Genomic DNA, 19,860 nt, shown 5'->3' with positions numbered 1-19,860 from the left:
GGGTTCGGGAATGAAACCCGAACCCTTGATCTTTTGTTCCAATGAAGTGGCAACGACCTGCGCGGAAAGCGCAAAGTCGTTTTACCCCTTCATGGAATCCCAGAAATGCTTCACAGAACTGAAGAAGCTCTTGCTCTCTGGGTTATTGTCTTCGCTCAGATCTTCGAACTCGCGCAAGAGATCTTTCTGACGCGATGTCAGATTGACCGGCGTTTCGACTGCGAGTTCAATGAACATATCACCCGAGGAACCACCACGCAGCGCAGGCATACCCTTGCCCCGCAACCGCATCTGGCGACCCGATTGCGATCCCGACGGGATCTTAACCCGCGAGCGTCCGCCATCGATTGTCGGAACTTCAATGTCACCGCCCAACGCCGCCGTAGCCATTGACACTGGCACCCGGCAATGCAGTTCGGTGGCTTCGCGCTCAAAGATCTTGTGCGGCTCGACCTCGATGAAGATGTACAGGTCACCCGGAGGGCCACCGCGCATCCCGGCCTCGCCCTCACCTGCAAGACGGATTCGCGTGCCGGTTTCCACCCCGGCCGGGATGTTCACCGACAGCGCGCGTTCCTTTTGAACGCGCCCCGCACCCTGGCAATTGTTGCAGGGGTTCTTGATGATCTGCCCCATGCCCGAACACGTCGGACAGGTTCGTTCTACCGTGAAGAAGCCTTGCGTTGCGCGCACCTTCCCCATGCCCGAACACGTCGGACAAGTGGTCGGCTCTGTCCCGCCTTCTGAGCCGGAGCCATTGCAGACGTTACATTGCACCGAGGTCGGCACATTGATTGTCTTGGCCAAGCCGTTGAAGGCATCTTCAAGTGTTATGCGCAGGTTATAACGCAGGTCTGCGCCACGCGCCGCACGGCGACCGCCACCTTGACGCCCGCCCATGAAGTCGCCGAACAAATCGTCGAACACGTCGGAAAACGCACTGGCGAAATCCGGATTGCCACCGGGTCCGCCGGGACGGCCTCCGCCGCCACCCATGCCACCTTCAAAGGCCGCATGACCAAACCGGTCGTAGGCAGCCTTTTTCTCCGCGTCCTTCAGAACGTCGTAGGCTTCATTTGCTTCCTTGAATTGGTTCTCGGCCTCGGGGTTGTCCGAGTTGCGGTCCGGGTGAAGTTCCTTGGCCTTCTTGCGATAGGCTTTCTTGATCTCATCCGCCGAAGACCCCTTCGCCACACCGAGCACATCGTAATAATCACGCTTGGACATATGTCCTCCTCTCGGCCCGAATTGACTGACACACGGTCAGAAGAAAGGGCCGGCCCGGTGTCCGGACCGGCCCCTCTCGGTTTTCCGGGCGCGTGCCTTAGGCCCGCTTGTCGTTGTCCAGATCCTCGAAGTCAGCGTCGACGATTGTGTCGTCGTCCGCGTTCCCCTGCGATTCATCAGCGGCTTGCGGACCATCCGAGTCACTTTCGGCGGCGGACGCCTTGTAGATCGCCTCACCCAGACGCATGGACGCCTCGGTGACGTTCTGGATGCCGGACTTGAGCTTCTCGGCGGACACATCGTCCTTTTCGAGATCGTCCTTCAGAGCAGCCACAGCCAATTCGATCGCTTCGACGGTCGATGGATCGACCTTGTCGCCGTGCTCCTCGACGTGCTTCTCGGTCTGGTGAATCAGGCTCTCTGCCTGGTTCTTCGCTTCCACCAGTTCTTTGCGATCCTTGTCCGCGTCGGCGTTCTCTTCCGCCTCGCGCACCATACGCTCGATATCTTCTTCGGTCAGACCGCCGGACGCCTGGATCGTGATCTTTTGCTCTTTGTTGGTGCCTTTGTCTTTGGCCCCAACCGACACGATGCCGTTGGCGTCGATGTCAAAGGTCACTTCGATCTGCGGCATGCCGCGCGGTGCCGGCGGGATGTCCTCTAGGTTGAACTGGCCGAGCATCTTGTTGTCCGCCGCCATCTCGCGCTCACCTTGGAACACCCGGATCGTCACAGCGTTCTGGTTGTCTTCGGCGGTGGAGAAAACCTGAGACTTCTTGGTCGGGATCGTGGTGTTGCGGTCGATCAGACGCGTGAACACGCCACCCAGCGTTTCGATGCCCAAGCTAAGCGGTGTCACGTCGAGCAGGACCACGTCCTTGACGTCGCCTTGCAGAACACCAGCCTGAATGGCGGCGCCCATGGCAACCACTTCGTCCGGGTTCACACCCTTGTGCGGCTCCTTGCCGAAGAACTTTGTCACCTCTTCGATGACTTTCGGCATACGGGTCTGACCACCGACCAAGACGATTTCGTCGATGTCGGATGTGGACAGGCCCGCGTCCTTGAGAGCAGCCTGACATGGTTTGATCGACGCTTTGATCAGATCGCCAACAAGGCTTTCCAGCTTGGCGCGGGTCAGCTTCATCACGAGGTGCAGCGGCGTGCCGCCGGAGCCCATCGAAATGAACGGCTGGTTGATCTCGGTTTGCGTCGCCGAGGACAGTTCGATCTTGGCTTTCTCTGCGGCTTCTTTGAGACGCTGCAGAGCCATCTTGTCCTTGGTCAGGTCGACCTGGTGCTCTTTCTTGAATTGGTCCGCGAGGTAGTTCACGATCCGCATGTCGAAGTCTTCACCACCAAGGAACGTGTCACCGTTGGTGGATTTAACTTCGAACAGACCATCGTCGATCTCGAGGATAGTCACGTCGAACGTACCGCCACCAAGGTCATAGACCGCGATGGTGCGGGTTTCTTTCTTGTCGAGACCATAGGCCAGCGCAGCAGCCGTCGGCTCGTTGATGATGCGCAGCACTTCGAGGCCGGCAATCTTGCCCGCGTCCTTGGTCGCCTGACGCTGAGCGTCGTTGAAGTACGCCGGCACGGTGATGACCGCCTGCGTCACTTCTTCACCAAGATAGCTCTCGGCGGTTTCTTTCATCTTCTGCAGCGTGAAGGCAGAGATCTGCGAGGGAGAGAATTTCTCGCCACGGATCTCGACCCAAGCGTCGCCGTTGCCGCCGTCCACGATCTTGTACGGAACGATGTCCTTGTCCTTGGTCACTTCGGCGTCGGTGGTGCGACGGCCGATCAGACGCTTGACGGCAAATACGGTGTTTTCCGGGTTGGTCACAGCCTGACGTTTTGCCGGCTGGCCCACCAAACGTTCATCTTCGGTGAAACCGACGATGGAGGGCGTTGTACGTGCCCCTTCGGCGTTCTCGATAACACGTGCCTGCGAGCCATCCATGATAGCGACGCAGGAGTTCGTGGTCCCGAGGTCGATGCCAATCACTTTACCCATGATTTCGATCCCTTTCTGTCTCAAGGCGATACAACGAGGCGATGGACCCATTTTGGCGACCACACCCCGCATTCATTTACGCTGGCAGAGGACCTGCCACCGCGTTCGGAGGGTATATAAGGAGCGCCCTGCGCTTTGCCAAGCATTCGGACCCTCGCAAATCATCGGATTCTTACTGCAACAGGCAACTGGCCCCGTTTGACGTCGCGGGAACCGCCCATTTTGGCGAGAATTTCAGGCGCTATAGCGTGAAATCCTTGGCAACTGGTTTCAAACGGGCCAGTTTTCCCGACATGACAGAGCTAAAGATCAAAGGGTTTCGCATTTTTCCCGGCGCTTTGGACCGCGCGGCCCAGCTAGCCGTCGTTGACGATGTCCGCGAGGTGCTGCGCGCAGCGCCTCTGGTCCGACCTCGCACCCGGCGCGGACCGATGTCCGTGCGCATGTCTGCGGCGGGCGATTTTGGCTGGATCAGCGACACGCGCGGCTACCGCTACGAAAAGCACCATCCGGACGGACAGGCATGGCCCCCGATTCCCGCGAGCATTCTTGCGCTTTGGGACCGGTTTGCCGACTGCGAGCGCGCACCAGAATGCTGCCTGATCAACTGGTACGCCGAGGACGCCCGCATGGGCCTGCATCAGGACAAGGACGAGCAGGACTACGATTGCCCGGTGCTGTCTGTGTCTTTGGGGGACGACGCCCTGTTTCGCATGGGCGGAGAGGACCGCAAAGACAGCACCAAATCTCACTGGCTGACGTCTGGCGACGTGGTGCTGCTGACTGGCACATCGCGGCGCGCCTTTCACGGGGTAGACCGCGTACGTCCCGGCTCATCGACGCTTTTTTCAGAAGGCGGGCGATTGAACCTGACGTTGCGCGTCGTGACCTAGTCCGTCAGGGAACAACAGCCACCATAAGTCGGCCCCTGCGACCCGGTCACAAAGACCGTCGCGTCCAACCCGTAGATACGGTCCGACATGCCGTCGGTGCAGGTGTCCGGCGTGATCACCGCCGCAATTTCGCGCGAGGCCCCGACGCCGCGCATGGCATATTTTTCCACCTCGGCTGGCAGCCTGCCCAGGGCTCCGACCTGGAACACATCCACCAGCGGAGTATCGAGACGGCGCAGCTGCGCAGTCTCTTCCGGCACGATTTCCAGATCCCAGAACGGCTCTGTCCCGAAGCATCGCAGCCCTTGGGCATTGGCGACACTTTCCTCCGACCGGCGCTCAAGGAAGCGCAAAGATGCCCAGCCCACCCCTTCATCCAGATTGAAACGCGCCCAATTGCCTTGAATTGCCGTCACCTCGACCCGCGTCTCATCGTGGGTCAATGACCCGATCACAGGATTGCCAACTCCTGGCCCGCTGCGCACGTTCAAAACGTCGTCCGTCCGCACACCCGTCACATCAAACATCGCCGGAAGCTCCTGCGCATGAACAGCGCCGCCGAGCAAAGCCGCAAAGATCATCACAAGACGCATGAGGTACGCGCGCGCTATCATTGACGCGCACTCCACGACGCAGAGGCATGCTTTCGCGTGTAAAATTCGCCCATCAAGCCAATCATGATCAACACCAGCGACAGGTACAGTGGATATTCCCAGTTCGAGTTGTGCGGATTGTAATCCTTGAACGCATATCCGCGAGACTGGTCAATCGTGTGGAACAACGGGTTCCAGTCGAACATGACGACCATGTATCCTGGCAGCGTGTTGGCCACGAACATCTTGCCCGAGGCAATCATGTTTGCCCGCTGGTAAATTGTCGAAATGATCCCAACAGGCGAAGGCGCCCAAGGCTTGACCGCCAGAAACACCAGCCCGATTGCAGCCCCGGAGAACCAGGACAATATGACCATTAACATGCATCCGATCGGGTCGTGGATCTCCTGCAGAACGAACGGATTGAAAGCCACATCATACACAAACAGGACCAAGATCAGCGATAGCATCTGGATGTATAGCGAAGACACCATCCCGGACAGGATAGCGATCATCGTGTTCATCGGGGCGTGTTGCATCATCGGGCTGGCCGGCCCCTCTGACCCGGCAACGGCGCCCATTGTCTTGCTGTGCGTCAGGTATAGAAAAACACCCGTCATGATGTAGACCATGAAATCGCCACGCAACGCCGCGCCCTTCATGCCCATGATCGAAAACATCGCGTAAAATGCGAGCACAAAAATGATCGTTTGCAGCAGATTGATAAAAATCGCCATAAAGGCGTTTTCATGCGTTTTGCGCACCGCCCGGACAGAATTGTGGTAGATCAGCTCACATATGTTGAGCGCCGACTCCAACTTGGATTTCGGGCGGTACGTCTGAAACATTGACCACTCCACTGCCACGGCATTTTCGCCGCTGCCTGCCTATTTATAGGGCGAATTTGGTTGACTTGCCGTTTATCGTTATAGCGACCATAAGACGAACATAGAGCCAAATCAACAAACCGCGCACCGTGGTGTCCCAAGGAGATTTCGCATGAACTATTCCGATCTGATGACGGTGCTGCGACGCCTGTCGATCGAGGCCGGCGACAAGATCATGGAGATCTACAACGCCGACGATTTCGAAGTGAAAACCAAGTCCGACGAATCGCCAGTGACAGAGGCTGACGAAGCGGCTGACGCATTGATTTCCGCAGGCCTGCGCGAGGCCTTCCCCGATGTGCCCCTGGTAACCGAAGAGCAGGCTGCCTCCCACAGCATCGACGCGCGCACATTCCTGATCGTTGACCCATTGGACGGCACAAAGGAGTTCATCAACCGCCGGGGCGATTTCACTGTGAACATCGCATTGGTGGAAGACGGCGTGCCGACTCGTGGCGTGGTCTATGCCCCGGCGCGCGAGCGCATGTTCTACACCAATTCCGTCGGCCACTCGGTCGAGGAAACCGGTCCCTTCAAGGCCGGCACAAAGGGCGAGACCAAGGACATCCGCGTTACAGAGCCCGACAATGAAGCTCTGATGGTCGTTGCATCCAAATCGCACCGAGATCAGGCCACCGACGATTACATCAGCAAATACAATGTGAAGGACATGCGCTCTGCCGGATCTTCGCTCAAGTTCTGCCTTGTGGCGACTGGAGAGGCAGACATCTACCCGCGCCTCGGCCGCACAATGGAATGGGACACTGCCGCCGGGCACGCCGTGCTCGCTGGCGCTGGGGGACAGGTCGTGCGTTTCGACGACCACACACCGCTGGCTTACGGCAAAGACGGCTTCGCAAACTGTTTCTTCATCGCCTACGCACCAGGCGTGGATCTGAAGCAAGGCTGATGCCTCTCCCGGTGAGCATCGTGGTGGTCAGCCGGCATCGTCCGGCGGCGTTGCTCCGATGCCTGGCCGGGATTGCACAACTAGATTACCAGAACTTCGAAGTGGTCATCGTAGCCTGCCCCGCAGGTCAGGATGCGGTCAAGTCGACCGATCATGCGCCCCATTTGAAGACCATATCTTTCGATCAACCCAACATTTCTGTGGCCCGCAATCTTGGCATTGCCCAAGCTGCAGGAGAGGTTATCGCCTTCATCGACGACGATGCCGTGCCGGAGCCGCTCTGGCTGCACCACCTCGCTGCCCCCTTCGAAACCGGGGATATCGCCGCGGCCGGGGGCTTCGTCATCGGGCGCAACGGCATTTCGTTTCAGTGGCGCGCCCGCACCGTGGACACAACAGGCGAGACCACACCGCTCGACGTGTCCGACACCCATCCCACCGTTCTACAGCCCGCCCACGACAGTGCGATCAAGACCGAAGGTACCAATATGGCGCTGCGCCGAGATGTACTCTCGGGACTTGGCGGCTTCGATCCGGCCTTTCACTTTTTCCTTGATGAAACAGATATGAACATGCGTCTTGCCCAAGCGGGCCACGCCACCGCCATCGTGCCGCTTGCGCAGGTGCATCATGGGTTCGAGGCATCCGACCGTCGCGCGTCCGACCGCACACCGCGCGACCTCACGCAGATCGGCGCGTCGCAACAGGCCTTTTTGCGCAAACATTGCCGCAGCGCTGCGCGCGCACCTGCATGGCAGGTGTTCCGTAACGGACAACGCAATCGTCTGCTGCGCGCGATGCAGCGTGGTTCACTGGACCCGCTTGACGTGAGCCGCCTCATGCGCGGGTTGGATCAAGGCGCGCGCGACGGCCTGAAACGTTCACTGAAAGAAACGCCCTCCATCCCGCGTGCCGCTTCGGAATTTCTTGCTTTCCCCGGTCGCCCCGGCGCAAGCCGCCACACCCTCACAGGTCGAATTTGGCAAGCCGCCAAGCTCCGCGCCGAGGCTGCCCGCAGCGCAGCTAATGGCAACATCACCACCCTGATTTTGCTTGATCCCACAGCTCGTTATCACCGCCTGCGCTTTACACAGGACGGTGTTTGGGAGCAGACCGGAGGCCTCTGGGGACGCAGCCAGCGGGACGCGCCCCTGCTGCAACCTTGGCGTTTTGCGCGCAGATGTGACGCTGAACAGCGTCGCACGGCAAGAGTTCGCGGGCCAGATGGCTTCTCGATATGCGAATAGGCTCTTTTCTGCTATTATATGGAACCAAGCACTGGCCATTTTCGATTATAAAGGCAAAGGTCACGCCGACGGCAAGATGCTGCGACGCAGCGTCCCCGTACGTCGACAAAACGTCGAAATTTTATTTGATTTAATAGAGAGAAGGAGCAAGCGGATGCGTAAAAAGGTCACGAAGGCGATTTTCCCGGTCGCAGGCCTTGGAACCCGCTTTCTTCCGGCGACCAAATCGGTCCCGAAGGAGATCATGACACTGGTGGACCGCCCACTGGTTCAATACGCCATTGATGAATGCCGCGCTGCTGGCATCAAGGAGTTCATTTTCGTTACCTCGCGCGGCAAAGGCGCCCTCGAAGATTACTTCGACGTGGCCCCGACGCTGGAGCAGGAACTTCAGAAAAAAGACAAAACCGAACTGCTGGAGATCCTGAAGGCCACCAACATGGACTCCGGTGAGATCGCCTACATCCGGCAACACAAGGCGCTTGGCCTTGGACATGCCATCTGGTGTGCGCGCCGCCTTGTGGGCGACGAACCCTTTGCCGTTGTGCTTCCAGACGATGTGATCGCCGCCGAAAAGCCGTGTTTGCAGCAGATGGTCGAAGCCTATGAGGAAACCGGCGGCAACATGGTTGCCGCTATGGAAGTGCCGACGGAAAAGACCAAATCCTACGGTGTGCTCGACGTGGACGAAGACATGGGCTCCATCGTCAAGGTCAAAGGCATGGTCGAGAAGCCGGAGCCCGAAGACGCACCATCCAACCTTGCAGTGATCGGTCGCTACATACTGTCGCCGCAGATTTTCGAGAACCTGAACCAGAAGAAAACCGGTGCAGGTGGCGAGATCCAGTTGACCGATGCCATCGCAGAAGAAATCGGCAAGGATGATGGCGGCGTTTATGGCTTCCGGTTCCGTGGCCAGCGCTTTGACTGCGGGTCCAAGTCCGGTTTTCTTCAGGCCACCGTGGCTTTCGGCCTTGCACGCGACGAACTGCGTGACGATCTCGAAGGATACCTGACCGAACTGATGGCCTCGCGCAAAGCCGCCGAATAACGGAAGCGACACGTGACACAATACGTACTTGTTACAGGCGGGGCTGGCTACATCGGCAGTCACGCCTGTAAAGCACTGAAGGCGGCCGGGTTCACTCCGGTCACCTTCGACAATCTCGTAACAGGCTGGCAAGACGCGGTAAAATTCGGCCCCTTTGAACAGGGTGACCTGATGGATCGCGCTCGACTGGATGAGGTTTTCGCCAAATATCAGCCCATCGCCGTCATGCACTTCGCCGCGCTCAGCCAGGTAGGTGAGGCAATGGCCAAGCCTGGCATGTACTGGCGCAACAACGTGTGTGGTTCACTCACCCTGATCGAAGCCGCCGTCGACGCCGGATGTCTTGATTTTGTCTTCTCCTCCACCTGTGCCACTTACGGCGAACATGACAACGTCGTGCTGGACGAGAACACGCCCCAAGAGCCGCTGAACGCCTACGGCGCGTCCAAGCGTGCCGTCGAAAACATCCTGCGCGACTTTGAGGCCTCCGACGGCCTGCGCTCGGTGATCTTTCGCTACTTCAACGTGGCCGGCGGCGATCCGGAGGGCGAGGTCGGTGAACACCACCGCCCCGAGACGCACCTGATCCCTGTCATGCTCGAAGCGGTGGACGGCCAGCGCGCCGCCCTGACCATTCACGGCACCGATTACGATACCCAGGACGGCACCTGCATCCGCGATTATGTGCATGTCTGCGACCTCGTGGACGCGCATATCCTTGGTCTGAAATGGTTGCAGGACGGCAAGGGCAGCCGAGTGTTCAACCTCGGCACGGGCGACGGCTTTTCTGTGCGCGAGGTCATCACCTCCGCCGCGACGGTCACAAATGCCGAAGTGCCCCATTCCGAAGGTCCGCGCCGCGCAGGCGACGCAACGAAGCTGGTCTCAGGCTCCACCCGTGCCGGTGCCGAGCTGGGCTGGAATCCGGACCGCTCCACCATGCCGCAGATGATCGCGGACGCGTGGCGATGGCATAAGAACGGCCATTACGACAAATGAACAATGGGCGGCCCACGGCTCATAGCACGTCGCCGTGTACAGTTGGGCCGCCTCATTCGACACTGCGACGCATGGCGAGAAAAAGCACCTGAAAGCCTTATGCAAGGACTCCAAGCTCAGCCCTGAGTGTTCATCAGGCCGCGGAAACTCCTCAGCCTTTGCAGAGCGGTGGGCGAACTGAGGGTTCGTTCGCTGTAGTTTTCCGCGTAGATGCAGAAAACTTGGACCTGAAACGAAGGACACGCAGTGACGCTTTCGCCCTGGCATCCTCCCCCCATGCCGTGAAGTGCCCGCAGCTGGCTACAACACAATTCCCCTTCCATTCCGGACTGGCCCCAAACAGCCATGCGATATAGCATCCTGTCATGACCCGCCTCCTCGACCTGTCTCGCCTCGTCAGCCGTGCCGGACGCCCGCTGACCGGCGTGGATCGGGTGGAATTTGCTTGGCTCGATCATCTTCTGACACTGGACGCCCCGCTGTACGGGCTGGTGCGATCCGCATTTGGCTACATGCTTTTGGACCGCCACGGCTGCGCCGTTCTACGGGAGCGCATCCTGCATGGCGGATGGGCGGCACCAGACATCTTGTCCCGCTTGAAACGCAACATGGACCCGTTGCGCGCAGGGGCAGAGGCCGAGCTGCGACAACGGGCCCTTGACCGTTGCCTCCCGCCGGGTCTGCCTCGGATGCTTCGCAACCATCTGCCGAAGGGCGTGAGGTACATCAACCTTGGCCACACGAACTTCACCCGTCGCCTGATCCACGCCCTGACCTCTTTGGATGCGCAGAAAGCTGTGCTTATCCACGACACAATACCGCTCGATCACCCAGAATATCAACGTCCGGGCACAGTCGAGACCTTTCGCAGCTTCCTGCAGCGCGTCGGGCGACACGCCGATCTTATCCTGTGCAATTCCATCCAGACGGAGACCGATCTTCATCGGCATCTGCACCACGTTCCAAGCACGCTGGTCACGCCGCTGGGTGTCGATCTGGCAGCCCTAGGCACGGCACCCGACGGCCCGTGGCGGGTACCTTACTTCGTCACGCTCGGCACCATCGAGCCACGGAAGAACCACGCCTTGCTGCTCGATGTGTGGGAGAAAGGTGTCGATGCAGATCTGTTGATCCTCGGTCACCGCGGCTGGGAAAATCACGCCACCTTCGCCCGGCTCGATGCGCGGCCACACCGCGTACACGAGCTGTCTGGCCTAACCGATCCGCAGGTCACAGCGCTGATCGCAGGAGCCGCCGGTTTTCTCTTTCCGAGCCTCGCCGAAGGTTACGGCCTGCCTCCCATGGAAGCCGCCGGGCTGGGTGTGCCTGTCTTGTGTCACAATCTCCCGATTTACGAAGAGACATTGCGGAACATTCCAGTTTACGCAGATGCAGGCAGCATCTATCTGTGGCATGATACAATTCAGAAAATGGCAGACGATTACCGGGCCAATCGGAAACAATGTTTGAAATATAGCCCCCCCACATGGGCCGCACATTTCAAGACAGCCTTAACCCGCATCTGATAGCCGCATGAGACGCGCTCGTCCCCACGCGAGCAGAGGGCAGAACACACTTTGGGTGCATGGCAGTCATACAGCCTCAGGCTTCAACGCAGGCGCTGGCGCATCCGCGCCTTTCGCAAACGGCGCGACCTGCGCCCGATCGCCAACCGTACCGACCAGATCCGCCCCTCTGATCTGCTGCTGTTTTCAACCCAGCGCAATGAGGGCATCCGCCTGCCGTGGTTCCTGAAATACTACCGCGACATGGGCGTGAACCATTTCTTCTTCGTGGACAACGACAGCTCTGACGGCTCGCTCGACTACCTGGCGCGGCAAGCAGACGTATCGGTCTGGACCACGCGGCAAAGCTATAAACGCTCCCGCTTTGGCGTGGACTGGATGAATTGGCTGTTGATGAAATACGGCCACGATCACTGGTGCCTGACCGTCGACCCGGATGAGCTGTTCCTGTACCCGTTTTGCGACACACGCCCACTGCGCGCGCTGACAGACTGGCTTGATGCGTCCTCAATAAAATCATTCTCGGCAATGCTCTTGGACATGTACCCCAAAGGTCCGCTTGATCAACATCCCTATACCGCAGGTCAGAATCCGCTGGAGGTGACAAGCTGGTTCGATGCCGGGAACTATACGATCAGAAAGAACCCTAAGTTAGGCAACCTCTGGATTCAGGGCGGCCCCCGCGCCCGCATGTTCTTTGCCGACCAGCCCGAACTGGCCCCAGCGCTGAACAAGGTGCCACTGGTGCGCTGGGATCGGCGCTACGCCTATGTGTCCTCGACCCACAACCTGCTGCCGCGCGGCTTGAACCAAGTTTACGACGAATGGGGCGGAGAAAAGGCATCCGGCGCGCTGCTGCACACCAAGTTCCTTGCGACATTCACCGAAAAGGCCGCCGAAGAGGTGGACCGACGCCAGCACTACGGTGCCTCCCGCGAATACATCGCCTACGCCGAAGGGGTAAAGGAGAACCCTGACCTTTGGTGCAAGTGGTCGGAAAAATACATAAACTGGCGCCAGCTTGAGATCCTCGGCATCATGTCCAAAGGCAACTGGGCATGAGCGTCGGCATTATCATGCTCGTACACACGGCCTTTAACCGGGCGGAAGACGTGGCACGGCATTGGGCGCGCGGCGGTTGCCCTGTGGTGATCCACGTCGACAATGCGGTTCCTCGCGCCCACTTTGAGGATCTTCGACAACGCTTAGCCGACTTTCCGGACGTTTTGTTTTCCAAACGCCACCGCTGCGAATGGGGCACATGGGGACTGGTTGCCGCCACTCAAGACGCCGCCGAGCTCCTGCTCAAGAGCTTCAAGGATGTGCGCCACGTCTACCTCGCCTCAGGGGCCTGCCTGCCGCTTCGCCCGGTCGAGGAATTGACCAGCTACCTCGCCGAACGCCCCCGCACCGACTTCATCGAAAGCGCGACAACAGCCGACGTTCCATGGACCGTCGGCGGACTGGAACACGAACGCTTCACGCTGCATTTTCCGTTTTCATGGCGCAACAGCCGGTTCCTGTTTGACAAATTCGTCGAATTGCAGCGCCGCGTTGGCTACAAACGCCATATCCCCAAAGGCATCACCCCACATATGGGCAGCCAATGGTGGTGCCTGACGCGCCAAACCCTGTCGGCCATCCTCGACGACCCGGAACGTCCCCGCCACGACGCTTATTTCAAACACGTCTGGATACCTGACGAGAGCTACTTTCAGACGCTCGCGCGGCTTTACTCCACACAGGTCGAAAGCCGCTCTTTGACCCTGTCGAAATTCGATTTCCAGGGCAAACCTCACATCTTTTACGATGACCATCTCCAGCTTCTGCGCCGCTCGGACTGCTTTGTTGCGCGCAAGATATGGCCGCACGCAGACCGCCTGTATAATGCCTTTTTGACCGATCCGAACCGCGTCATGTCCCGGCAGGAACCCAACCCGGGCAAGATCGACCGTATATTTGCCAAGGCTGTAGACCGCCGGACGCGTGGCCGCCCCGGCCTTTACATGCAAAGCCGTTATCCAAATGAAGGCTGGGAAAATGGCGTGACGGCAGGCAAATACTCCGTTTTTCAAGGATTTTCGGAGCTGTTCGTCTGTTTCGAACAATGGTTGGCCCGCGCCACCGCTGCGCAGGTGCACGGCCACCTTTATGCACCCAAACGGGCTGAATTCACCTCCGGACAGACCCTGATCAATGGCGCTCTCTCCGACAACGCCGCCCTTCGTGACGCCAATCCCAAAGCCTTCCTGACCAATCTCGTGTGGAACACCCGCGGTGAGCGGCAGTGCTTCCAATACGGGCCTTACGACAACCCAAAGATCCTTTCGCCCATGTCCCGTGATCCCAACGCGCAAATCTCGGTGATTTCCGGCGCTTGGGCTGTGCCGCTTTTCAAATCGAACTCCAACTTTTCCGACATTCGTGCCGAGGCCGCCCGTCTGCAAAAGATCGAAAGCCGAATGCTCGACATCTTGCGCAGCCCCGAGATCAAGGCCCGCATCCGCATCTGGTCCATGGCGGAATTCATAGAGAACCCGATGGAACCCTTGCAGATCATAATCGATGAAATCGGCCAGAAAAGCCTGCGTCGTCTCGCCGAAGCGCCGACGCTCGAAGACCTCACTGGGTTTGGCCAATTCCTGCAAAACCTGAAAAACCAAGGGATGCACCCCTATCTCATGGGCGACTTCCCCGTTGACCCCAGTCCGCGAAACACGCGATCTGGTGGACGTAAGCCCTATCTTGTCAAAAAGTGACACCCATGCCCCAATTTGACTGCTTCGTGATCTTTGCCGAAATGCGCACCGGCTCGAATTTCCTCGAAGCGAACATCAACGGCTTTGATGGGCTGAGCTGCTTTGGCGAGGCGTTTAACCCCCATTTTATTGGCTATCCGCAATCCGAGGACATCCTTGGTGTCACGCAGGCTGAACGTGACCTCGACCCCACGCGCCTGTTGCAACAAATTCGGCTGGCCACGCCGGGCGGATTGGGCGGCTTTCGCTATTTCCATAACCACGATCCGCGCGTTCTGGACACGCTGCTGACCGACCCGAAGATCGGTAAGATCGTGCTGACCCGCAATCCGGTGGACAGCTACGTCAGCTGGAAGATCGCTCGCGCCACCGGCCAGTGGAAGCTGACCAACGTCAAGCGCCGCAAGGAGGCAAAAGCCCTCTTCGACGCTCGCGAATTCGAAGAACATGTGGCAGATCTGCAGGCCTTCCAGCTCCGGATCATGAACACGCTGCAATCCACCGCGCAAACGGCCTTTTATGTGGATTACGACGATCTCCATGACCTCGGGGTCATGAATGGTCTGGCCCGCTGGCTTGGTGCAACTCACCAAAAGGACGGCCTTAATACCGCGTTGAAACGTCAAAACCCTGAGCCGATCGCAGACAAAGTTGAAAACTTCGACGAGATGCAGCGTGCTCTGGCGCGGCAGGACACGTTCAACCTGACGCGCACCCCCAATTTCGAGCCGCGCCGCGGACCCGTGGTGCCCGGCTACGTCGCCGCCCGCGACACACCGCTTTTATACATGCCGATCCGCTCGGGTCCCGAAAGCATGGTCAAGCAGTGGCTGGCCGACTTGGACGGTGCCAGCCCCAACCAACTGATACGCGACTTCACCCAAGGCACGCTCCGCGCGTGGAAGAAAGAGCGCCCCGGCCACCGCAGTTTCACTGTGATCCGACATCCGCTGGCCCGCGCGCATGAGGCATTTTGCTCCAAGATCCTCTCGACGGAAAAGGGCAGCTTCAAGGGCATCCGGCAGACACTGCGCCGCGCCCACAGCCTCCCCATCCCTGAAGCTGCGCCCGGTCCCGACTATGACGAAACTGCACACCGCGAGGCTTTCACTGCGTGGCTTCGCTGGGTCAAAGCAAACCTCTCTGGTCAAACTGCGGTGCGCGTTGACGGCCACTGGGCCACACAAGCGCAATGCTTACAGGGCATGGGTGATTTCACCCTGCCTGACATGATCATCCGCGAAAGCGAAGTCGCAACCTACATGCCTGCACTCGCGATGCAGGTCGGACACCCCGCCCCGCCTGATCCTGCACCGCACCCGACCTCGGCCCCCTTCAGCCTAGCACAGATTTACGACGATCAGATTGAACACCTCGCCCGCGAAGCCTATCAACGAGACTATCTCATGTTTGGCTTCGAAGACTGGGGATGAAGGCGCACTCTGTTTTGCGAACGCACGCCTTCAGACAGAACCGTTGGACATATACGTCCAAAAGAACCCGAAGAGACTTCCAAAAACCTGCAGCCGAAAAGCTCCGCAAGTCACATGCGCAGGGGTAGGGTCGGTGGGCGGGCGAATTGCCTTGGCAAGAGTCCCGCGCCCGACCGAAGAACTCAGGCGGCCTTGACTGCCTCGGCCTCGGTCAAAATTGTGTAGAGCGTTGCGGCATCACGATTGGCCCGCAACTTGGTACACAAAGCAGGGTCGCGCAACGTCCGAGACACCAATGCCAGCGCCTTCAGGTGCTCAACGCCCGCTTCTTCTGGCGCCAAAAGCGCAAACACCAAGTCCACCGGCTGCCGGTCCACTGCATCGAAATCGATTGGTTTTTCCAGCAGCAGGAACACACCGAGCACCTCTTCCAGACCAGCAATCCGGGCATGCGGCAACGCCACCCCGTGGCCGACTCCCGTCGGCCCCAGGGTTTCGCGCTCCAAAAGGGCTTCCACGACTGTCGATGCGTTCAGGTCATGCGCGCTCCCCGCGAGATCGGCGATGTCGTGCATCAACCGCTTCTTCGAGGAACACGAAGCCATGGCCTTGACGGCCTGTGGTTTCAACAGATGGACAAATTTCATGTGCAAGCCCTGAGGGTATAAAGGATCAACGCACCGCGCGATCCATGAGAAGTCTCACGGATCAATCCAGCCGATGTTGCCGTCCTCGCGTCGATACACGACGTTCACCCCATCCTTTTTCTCGTTCCGGAACACAAGCACGGGTGCCCCGGCCAGTTCCATCTGCATCACGGCCTCGCCCACGGACAGCGACGGGATCTGGGTCTCCATCTCTGCGACGATGATCGGCTGAAGCGACTCGGGCTCGGATTCTTCCGAGCCATCCTTTTGATTGGCGAGGATATACGAGGCGCCGCCGATAAATTCAACGGGTTCCGTACGGTCCTTGTGATGGTCCTTCAGGCGACGCTTGTAACGGCGGAGTTGCTTGTCCATCTTTTCGATGCACGCATCGAAAGCAGCATATATTTCCGTCGCGTGCCCCTTGGCCGCAGCGTTCAGGCCGCTGGACAGGTGAATGGTGGCTTCGCAGACAAATTCATGCCCGGACTTGGAAAAAACCACGGTCGCGTCTGTCGGGCGTTGGGAATACTTATCCAAAATCGCGCCAAGCTCTGTCTGCACATGTGTCTGCAGCGCTTCGCCAATGTCGATATGTTTGCCCGTGATCTGGTAACGCATGTTCCGTCCTTCTCTTATTGCACCGACAATAGGGCCGGGGCGATAAGCCCCGGTGGTGGGTTCATCGGTTCAGGAAAAGTGCTTTGCACAGACCGAATCGAAACACTCCCCAAACTGGGGAAACGTGCCGGTCAGCCATGCCGCGATACAAAGCACCATACCACCATTTGAGTGTGAAACGCCTCTGCCTGTCAATCGAAACCGAGATGTCCGGGGGGTCACAAAGTCGAAAAACCGCCCTTGATTTATATCACAGATGAACAGGTTGAGAGCGTCGGTTAACGTAAAGGTCAGGCGAGACGAAAGTTGTCGCCAAGGTAGACACGGCGCACATTCTCGTTCTGCACCACCTCTTCGGGGGAGCCTGACATAAGCACCGCACCGTCGTGCAAGATGTACGCCCGATCCACCAACGCCAGCGTTTCGGCCACGTTGTGATCGGTGATCAGCACGCCAAGCCCGCGGGTTTTCAGGTCGGCCACAAGATGGCGAATGTCCCCCACGCTGATCGGGTCGACCCCCGCGAATGGTTCATCAAGCAACAGATATTTCGGATCTGCCGCCAAACAGCGCGCAATCTCCACCCGGCGACGTTCGCCCCCAGACAGCGCCAGCGCAGGCGCGCGGCGCAGATGTTCGATGGAAAATTCGCCCAACAGTTCTTCAAGCCGCTCTCGCCGCCGGGTCGCGTCATGTTCGGCAATGTCGAGTACAGCGCCAATATTGTCCTCGACCGACAGGCCGCGAAAGATGCTCATTTCCTGCGGCAGATAGCCGATCCCCATCCGCGCCCGACGGTACATCGGCAGATACGTCGCATCCCGACCGTCTATCATCACTTGACCGGCGTCCGGATTCACCAATCCTGCGATAGCGTAAAACGATGTGGTCTTGCCCGACCCGTTTGGCCCGAGCAGCGCAACCACTTCCCCCCGGTCCAGCCGCATTGTCACGTCACGGATCACCACCCGCTTGCGATAGCTTTTGCGCAGATGGGTCACGCGCAGGCCGCTGTCGCCCTCCGTCACCGTCAATTCCGGCTTGACCATTACTCGCCACCGGACGGTTGCAGCACCGTTTTGACCCGGCCGCCCATCTCGGCGGTGCCCGTTTCCAGATTGACCGTCATGCGTTGCGCAGTCAGCGCACTGGTGCCTTGGGTCAGCAGCACGTCGCCGCTCATGACCACGGTTCCGGCCTCTATATCATAGTCGGCGCGCTCGGCTTCGGCGGCTTCCTCGCCGCTGACCAGTGTGACACCGCCGGTGGCCTCCAGCCGTTGAATACTGCTGGCTTGCTCGGAATAGACCACGAGAACGCGAGGCGCTGCGAGGCGCATGTCGCCCTGCGCAATCACCACATTTCCGCTATACATTGCCGTGCCATCCGCTTGGTTGACCGACAGCGAATCCGCCGTCACCTCCACCGGGGCGCGGGTGTCCTGCTGCATCCCTCCAAACGCCACCTGCTGTGCCGTTGCCGCGCCAGGGGCCGTCATCGGCAAAAGCGTCACAAGGATCGCGGCGAGCGTTCGTGTCATGGAGTGTCATCCTTTTCTGGCGGCTGGTATACCAGCTTTACGCCGTCGGTGAAGTGCATTTGCACAGCACCATTTTCATTCGCCGGGACGATTTTCATCCGTCCGGCGTCGAGGGTGCCCAACGGCCCGGTGCCTGTGACGTGCCCTTCGGTTTCCCCTTCGACACGATCGGTGCGCGTTATCATGGCGTCTGTTTGCAAGACATAGCCCTGACTGCTCTGGATGGTCACCCCGCCGCCCAGGGTCAGCGCATTATCGCTGTCACTGACCTGTGCCATCTGCGCGTTCAGCGTCAACGTGCTGCCGTCGCTCAGATGCACCCGTGCTTCCAACATATCTGTTTCGATATCCCCGCCCGCCAGAGGCCTTGCACGACGCGCGGTCATTGTAAGAAGTTCGCCGTCGTCCGTCATGCCCGAGTAATATGGCGCAGACACGCCCGGCGTCGCCACATCACCTTGGTTCAACGCATCGGCAAAGGGCACGTTTTCCAGCGTGTCACGGCTGTCAGACAGCAGGAACAGCGTCGACAACAGGGCCAGCGCGGCAAGCGGCAGCAAGATCTTCAGCCAGGCGATGACGCGGGAATAGGCCCCGCCAGCACGTGCCATATCGGTTCCTCAACTGTGCGCGAAGATATCGGTGTCGGGCCAACCCGCAAGGTCAAGCGTGGACCGCGTCGGAAGAAAGTCGAAACAGGCCTGCGCGATCTCTGTCCGCCCTTCCCGCTCCAGCATTTTGTCGAGAACCTCTCGCAGTCGATGCAGGTGCAACACGTCAGAGGCCGCGTACTCAATTTGCGCACGGGTCAGCGTCTCTGCGCCCCAATCGCTTGATTGCTGCTGCTTGGAGATATCGACACCGATGAGTTCCTGCGTCAGCGACTTCAGCCCATGCCGGTCGGTGTAGGTCCTCACAAGACGGCTAGCGATCTTCGTACAGTAGACTGGCGCCGCCAGCGCGCCAAAGGCATGGTACATCGCCGCAATGTCGAACCGTCCGTAATGAAATAGCTTCAGGACCGTCGGATCGGTCAGCAGTCGCTCAAGGTTCGGCGCGCGGTCCTGCCCCTTGGCCACCTGCACGAGATGCGCATTCCCGTCGCCGGCCGACAGCTGAACGACACACAGGCGGTCCCGATGCGGATGCAAGCCCATTGTTTCGCAGTCAATGGCCACTGATTTCCCCAGGTCCAGCCCGTCCGGCAGATCACCTGTGTGCAGATGGTTGGCCATGTCGCGTCCTCCGATGTGCACCGCTTGGTGGGACATATCCGGGGGCCCGCATGCTTTCAACTGCAGCACGCGCCCCACTTCGACACATTTCACTCAACGACGCCCAAATGCGGCAGAGGTCCGGCAGATTCGGGCGCAGATAAGGTAATTGCAGGCCGTGATTCGGGCGGGATATCACGCAATGTTTCAATTTGTTACAACCCGTGAGCGCTTTTAGTCGCCTGAAACGTGCTAAGAACGCAGTGTTTCGTCTGCCGCGACGAATTCAA

19 protein-coding genes are annotated in these 19,860 nt (G+C 59.1%); 9 read left to right on the top strand and 10 right to left on the bottom strand.

Annotation, left to right across the window (positions count from 1 at the left end):
* Positions 1-81: 81 nt before the first annotated feature.
* Both dnaJ and dnaK read right to left on the bottom strand, forming a co-directional pair.
* Positions 82-1,227, bottom strand: a complete 1,146-nt coding sequence (gene dnaJ, locus GGQ68_RS01490) for a molecular chaperone DnaJ (protein WP_183962620.1) — start codon at positions 1,225-1,227, stop codon at positions 82-84.
* A gap of 97 nt (positions 1,228-1,324) precedes the next feature.
* On the bottom strand, positions 1,325-3,250 hold the full coding sequence (dnaK, locus tag GGQ68_RS01485; RefSeq protein WP_183962619.1) for a molecular chaperone DnaK: 1,926 nt from the start codon (positions 3,248-3,250) through the stop codon (positions 1,325-1,327).
* A gap of 293 nt (positions 3,251-3,543) precedes the next feature.
* On the opposite strand from dnaK, the gene GGQ68_RS01480 reads away from it, so the two are divergent.
* Positions 3,544-4,143, top strand: coding sequence for an alpha-ketoglutarate-dependent dioxygenase AlkB (locus tag GGQ68_RS01480; RefSeq protein WP_183962996.1), 600 nt, complete (start codon positions 3,544-3,546; stop codon positions 4,141-4,143).
* On the opposite strand, the gene GGQ68_RS01475 is transcribed toward GGQ68_RS01480, so the two are convergent.
* Entirely contained in the window at positions 4,140-4,757 is a 618-nt protein-coding gene (locus GGQ68_RS01475) for an SH3 domain-containing protein (protein ID WP_183962618.1), read from the bottom strand. The genes GGQ68_RS01480 and GGQ68_RS01475 overlap by 4 nt on opposite strands.
* Positions 4,754-5,584, bottom strand: coding sequence for an ABC transporter permease (locus GGQ68_RS01470; protein ID WP_183962617.1), 831 nt, complete (start codon positions 5,582-5,584; stop codon positions 4,754-4,756). The genes GGQ68_RS01475 and GGQ68_RS01470 overlap by 4 nt, the downstream gene beginning before the upstream one ends.
* A 151-nt stretch (positions 5,585-5,735) precedes the next feature.
* Between GGQ68_RS01470 and cysQ the strand changes: the two genes are divergently transcribed.
* The 8 genes from cysQ (at position 5,736) to GGQ68_RS01430 (ending at position 15,548) form a co-directional block, all read left to right on the top strand.
* Positions 5,736-6,533 (top strand): 3'(2'),5'-bisphosphate nucleotidase CysQ, encoded by a 798-nt coding sequence (gene cysQ, locus GGQ68_RS01465; protein ID WP_183962616.1) that lies wholly within the window; start codon positions 5,736-5,738, stop codon positions 6,531-6,533.
* On the top strand, positions 6,533-7,780 hold the full coding sequence (locus GGQ68_RS01460) for a glycosyltransferase family 2 protein (protein WP_183962615.1): 1,248 nt from the start codon (positions 6,533-6,535) through the stop codon (positions 7,778-7,780). Before cysQ ends, GGQ68_RS01460 begins: the two co-directional genes overlap by 1 nt.
* Before the next feature lie 154 nt (positions 7,781-7,934).
* Entirely contained in the window at positions 7,935-8,831 is an 897-nt protein-coding gene (gene galU, locus GGQ68_RS01455; protein ID WP_183962614.1) for a UTP--glucose-1-phosphate uridylyltransferase GalU, read from the top strand.
* Positions 8,832-8,843: 12 nt separating this feature from the next.
* Positions 8,844-9,830 (top strand): UDP-glucose 4-epimerase GalE, encoded by a 987-nt coding sequence (galE, locus tag GGQ68_RS01450; protein WP_183962613.1) that lies wholly within the window; start codon positions 8,844-8,846, stop codon positions 9,828-9,830.
* A 365-nt stretch (positions 9,831-10,195) separates the two neighbouring features.
* Positions 10,196-11,356 (top strand): glycosyltransferase family 4 protein, encoded by a 1,161-nt coding sequence (locus GGQ68_RS01445; protein ID WP_183962612.1) that lies wholly within the window; start codon positions 10,196-10,198, stop codon positions 11,354-11,356.
* 51 nt (positions 11,357-11,407) lie between these two features.
* Positions 11,408-12,418 carry a glycosyltransferase family 2 protein gene (locus tag GGQ68_RS01440; RefSeq protein ID WP_183962611.1) on the top strand — a complete coding sequence of 337 codons (1,011 nt, stop codon included), beginning with the start codon at positions 11,408-11,410 and terminating at the stop codon, positions 12,416-12,418.
* The gene (locus tag GGQ68_RS01435; RefSeq protein ID WP_183962610.1) at positions 12,415-14,115 is read left to right on the top strand and encodes a DUF5927 domain-containing protein; all 1,701 of its coding nucleotides are present in this window, start codon (positions 12,415-12,417) and stop codon (positions 14,113-14,115) included. Before GGQ68_RS01440 ends, GGQ68_RS01435 begins: the two co-directional genes overlap by 4 nt.
* Before the next feature lie 5 nt (positions 14,116-14,120).
* Entirely contained in the window at positions 14,121-15,548 is a 1,428-nt protein-coding gene (locus GGQ68_RS01430) for a sulfotransferase family 2 domain-containing protein (protein ID WP_183962609.1), read from the top strand.
* A gap of 182 nt (positions 15,549-15,730) precedes the next feature.
* Here the strand turns inward: GGQ68_RS01430 and GGQ68_RS01425 are convergent, their stop codons facing one another.
* The 6 genes from GGQ68_RS01425 to GGQ68_RS01400 all read right to left on the bottom strand — a co-directional run bounded on the left by GGQ68_RS01425 (position 15,731) and on the right by GGQ68_RS01400 (position 19,591).
* Positions 15,731-16,195 (bottom strand): PTS sugar transporter subunit IIA, encoded by a 465-nt coding sequence (locus GGQ68_RS01425; protein ID WP_183962608.1) that lies wholly within the window; start codon positions 16,193-16,195, stop codon positions 15,731-15,733.
* 54 nt (positions 16,196-16,249) lie between these two features.
* On the bottom strand, positions 16,250-16,816 hold the full coding sequence (gene hpf, locus GGQ68_RS01420; protein WP_183962607.1) for a ribosome hibernation-promoting factor, HPF/YfiA family: 567 nt from the start codon (positions 16,814-16,816) through the stop codon (positions 16,250-16,252).
* A gap of 290 nt (positions 16,817-17,106) precedes the next feature.
* Positions 17,107-17,865 (bottom strand): LPS export ABC transporter ATP-binding protein, encoded by a 759-nt coding sequence (lptB, locus tag GGQ68_RS01415; RefSeq protein ID WP_183962606.1) that lies wholly within the window; start codon positions 17,863-17,865, stop codon positions 17,107-17,109.
* Positions 17,865-18,356 (bottom strand): lipopolysaccharide transport periplasmic protein LptA, encoded by a 492-nt coding sequence (gene lptA / locus GGQ68_RS01410; RefSeq protein ID WP_183962605.1) that lies wholly within the window; start codon positions 18,354-18,356, stop codon positions 17,865-17,867. Before lptA ends, lptB begins: the two co-directional genes overlap by 1 nt.
* On the bottom strand, positions 18,353-18,967 hold the full coding sequence (gene lptC / locus GGQ68_RS01405) for an LPS export ABC transporter periplasmic protein LptC (protein ID WP_183962604.1): 615 nt from the start codon (positions 18,965-18,967) through the stop codon (positions 18,353-18,355). Before lptC ends, lptA begins: the two co-directional genes overlap by 4 nt.
* Positions 18,968-18,976: 9 nt before the next feature.
* Complete coding sequence (locus GGQ68_RS01400) at positions 18,977-19,591, bottom strand: ribonuclease D (RefSeq protein WP_183962603.1); 615 nt, start codon at positions 19,589-19,591, stop codon at positions 18,977-18,979.
* Positions 19,592-19,860 lie beyond the last annotated feature (269 nt).

This window comes from Sagittula marina (assembly GCF_014196795.1).
Lineage (GTDB): Bacteria > Pseudomonadota > Alphaproteobacteria > Rhodobacterales > Rhodobacteraceae > Sagittula > Sagittula marina.
This window is presented reverse-complemented; position numbering and strand designations above follow the sequence as displayed.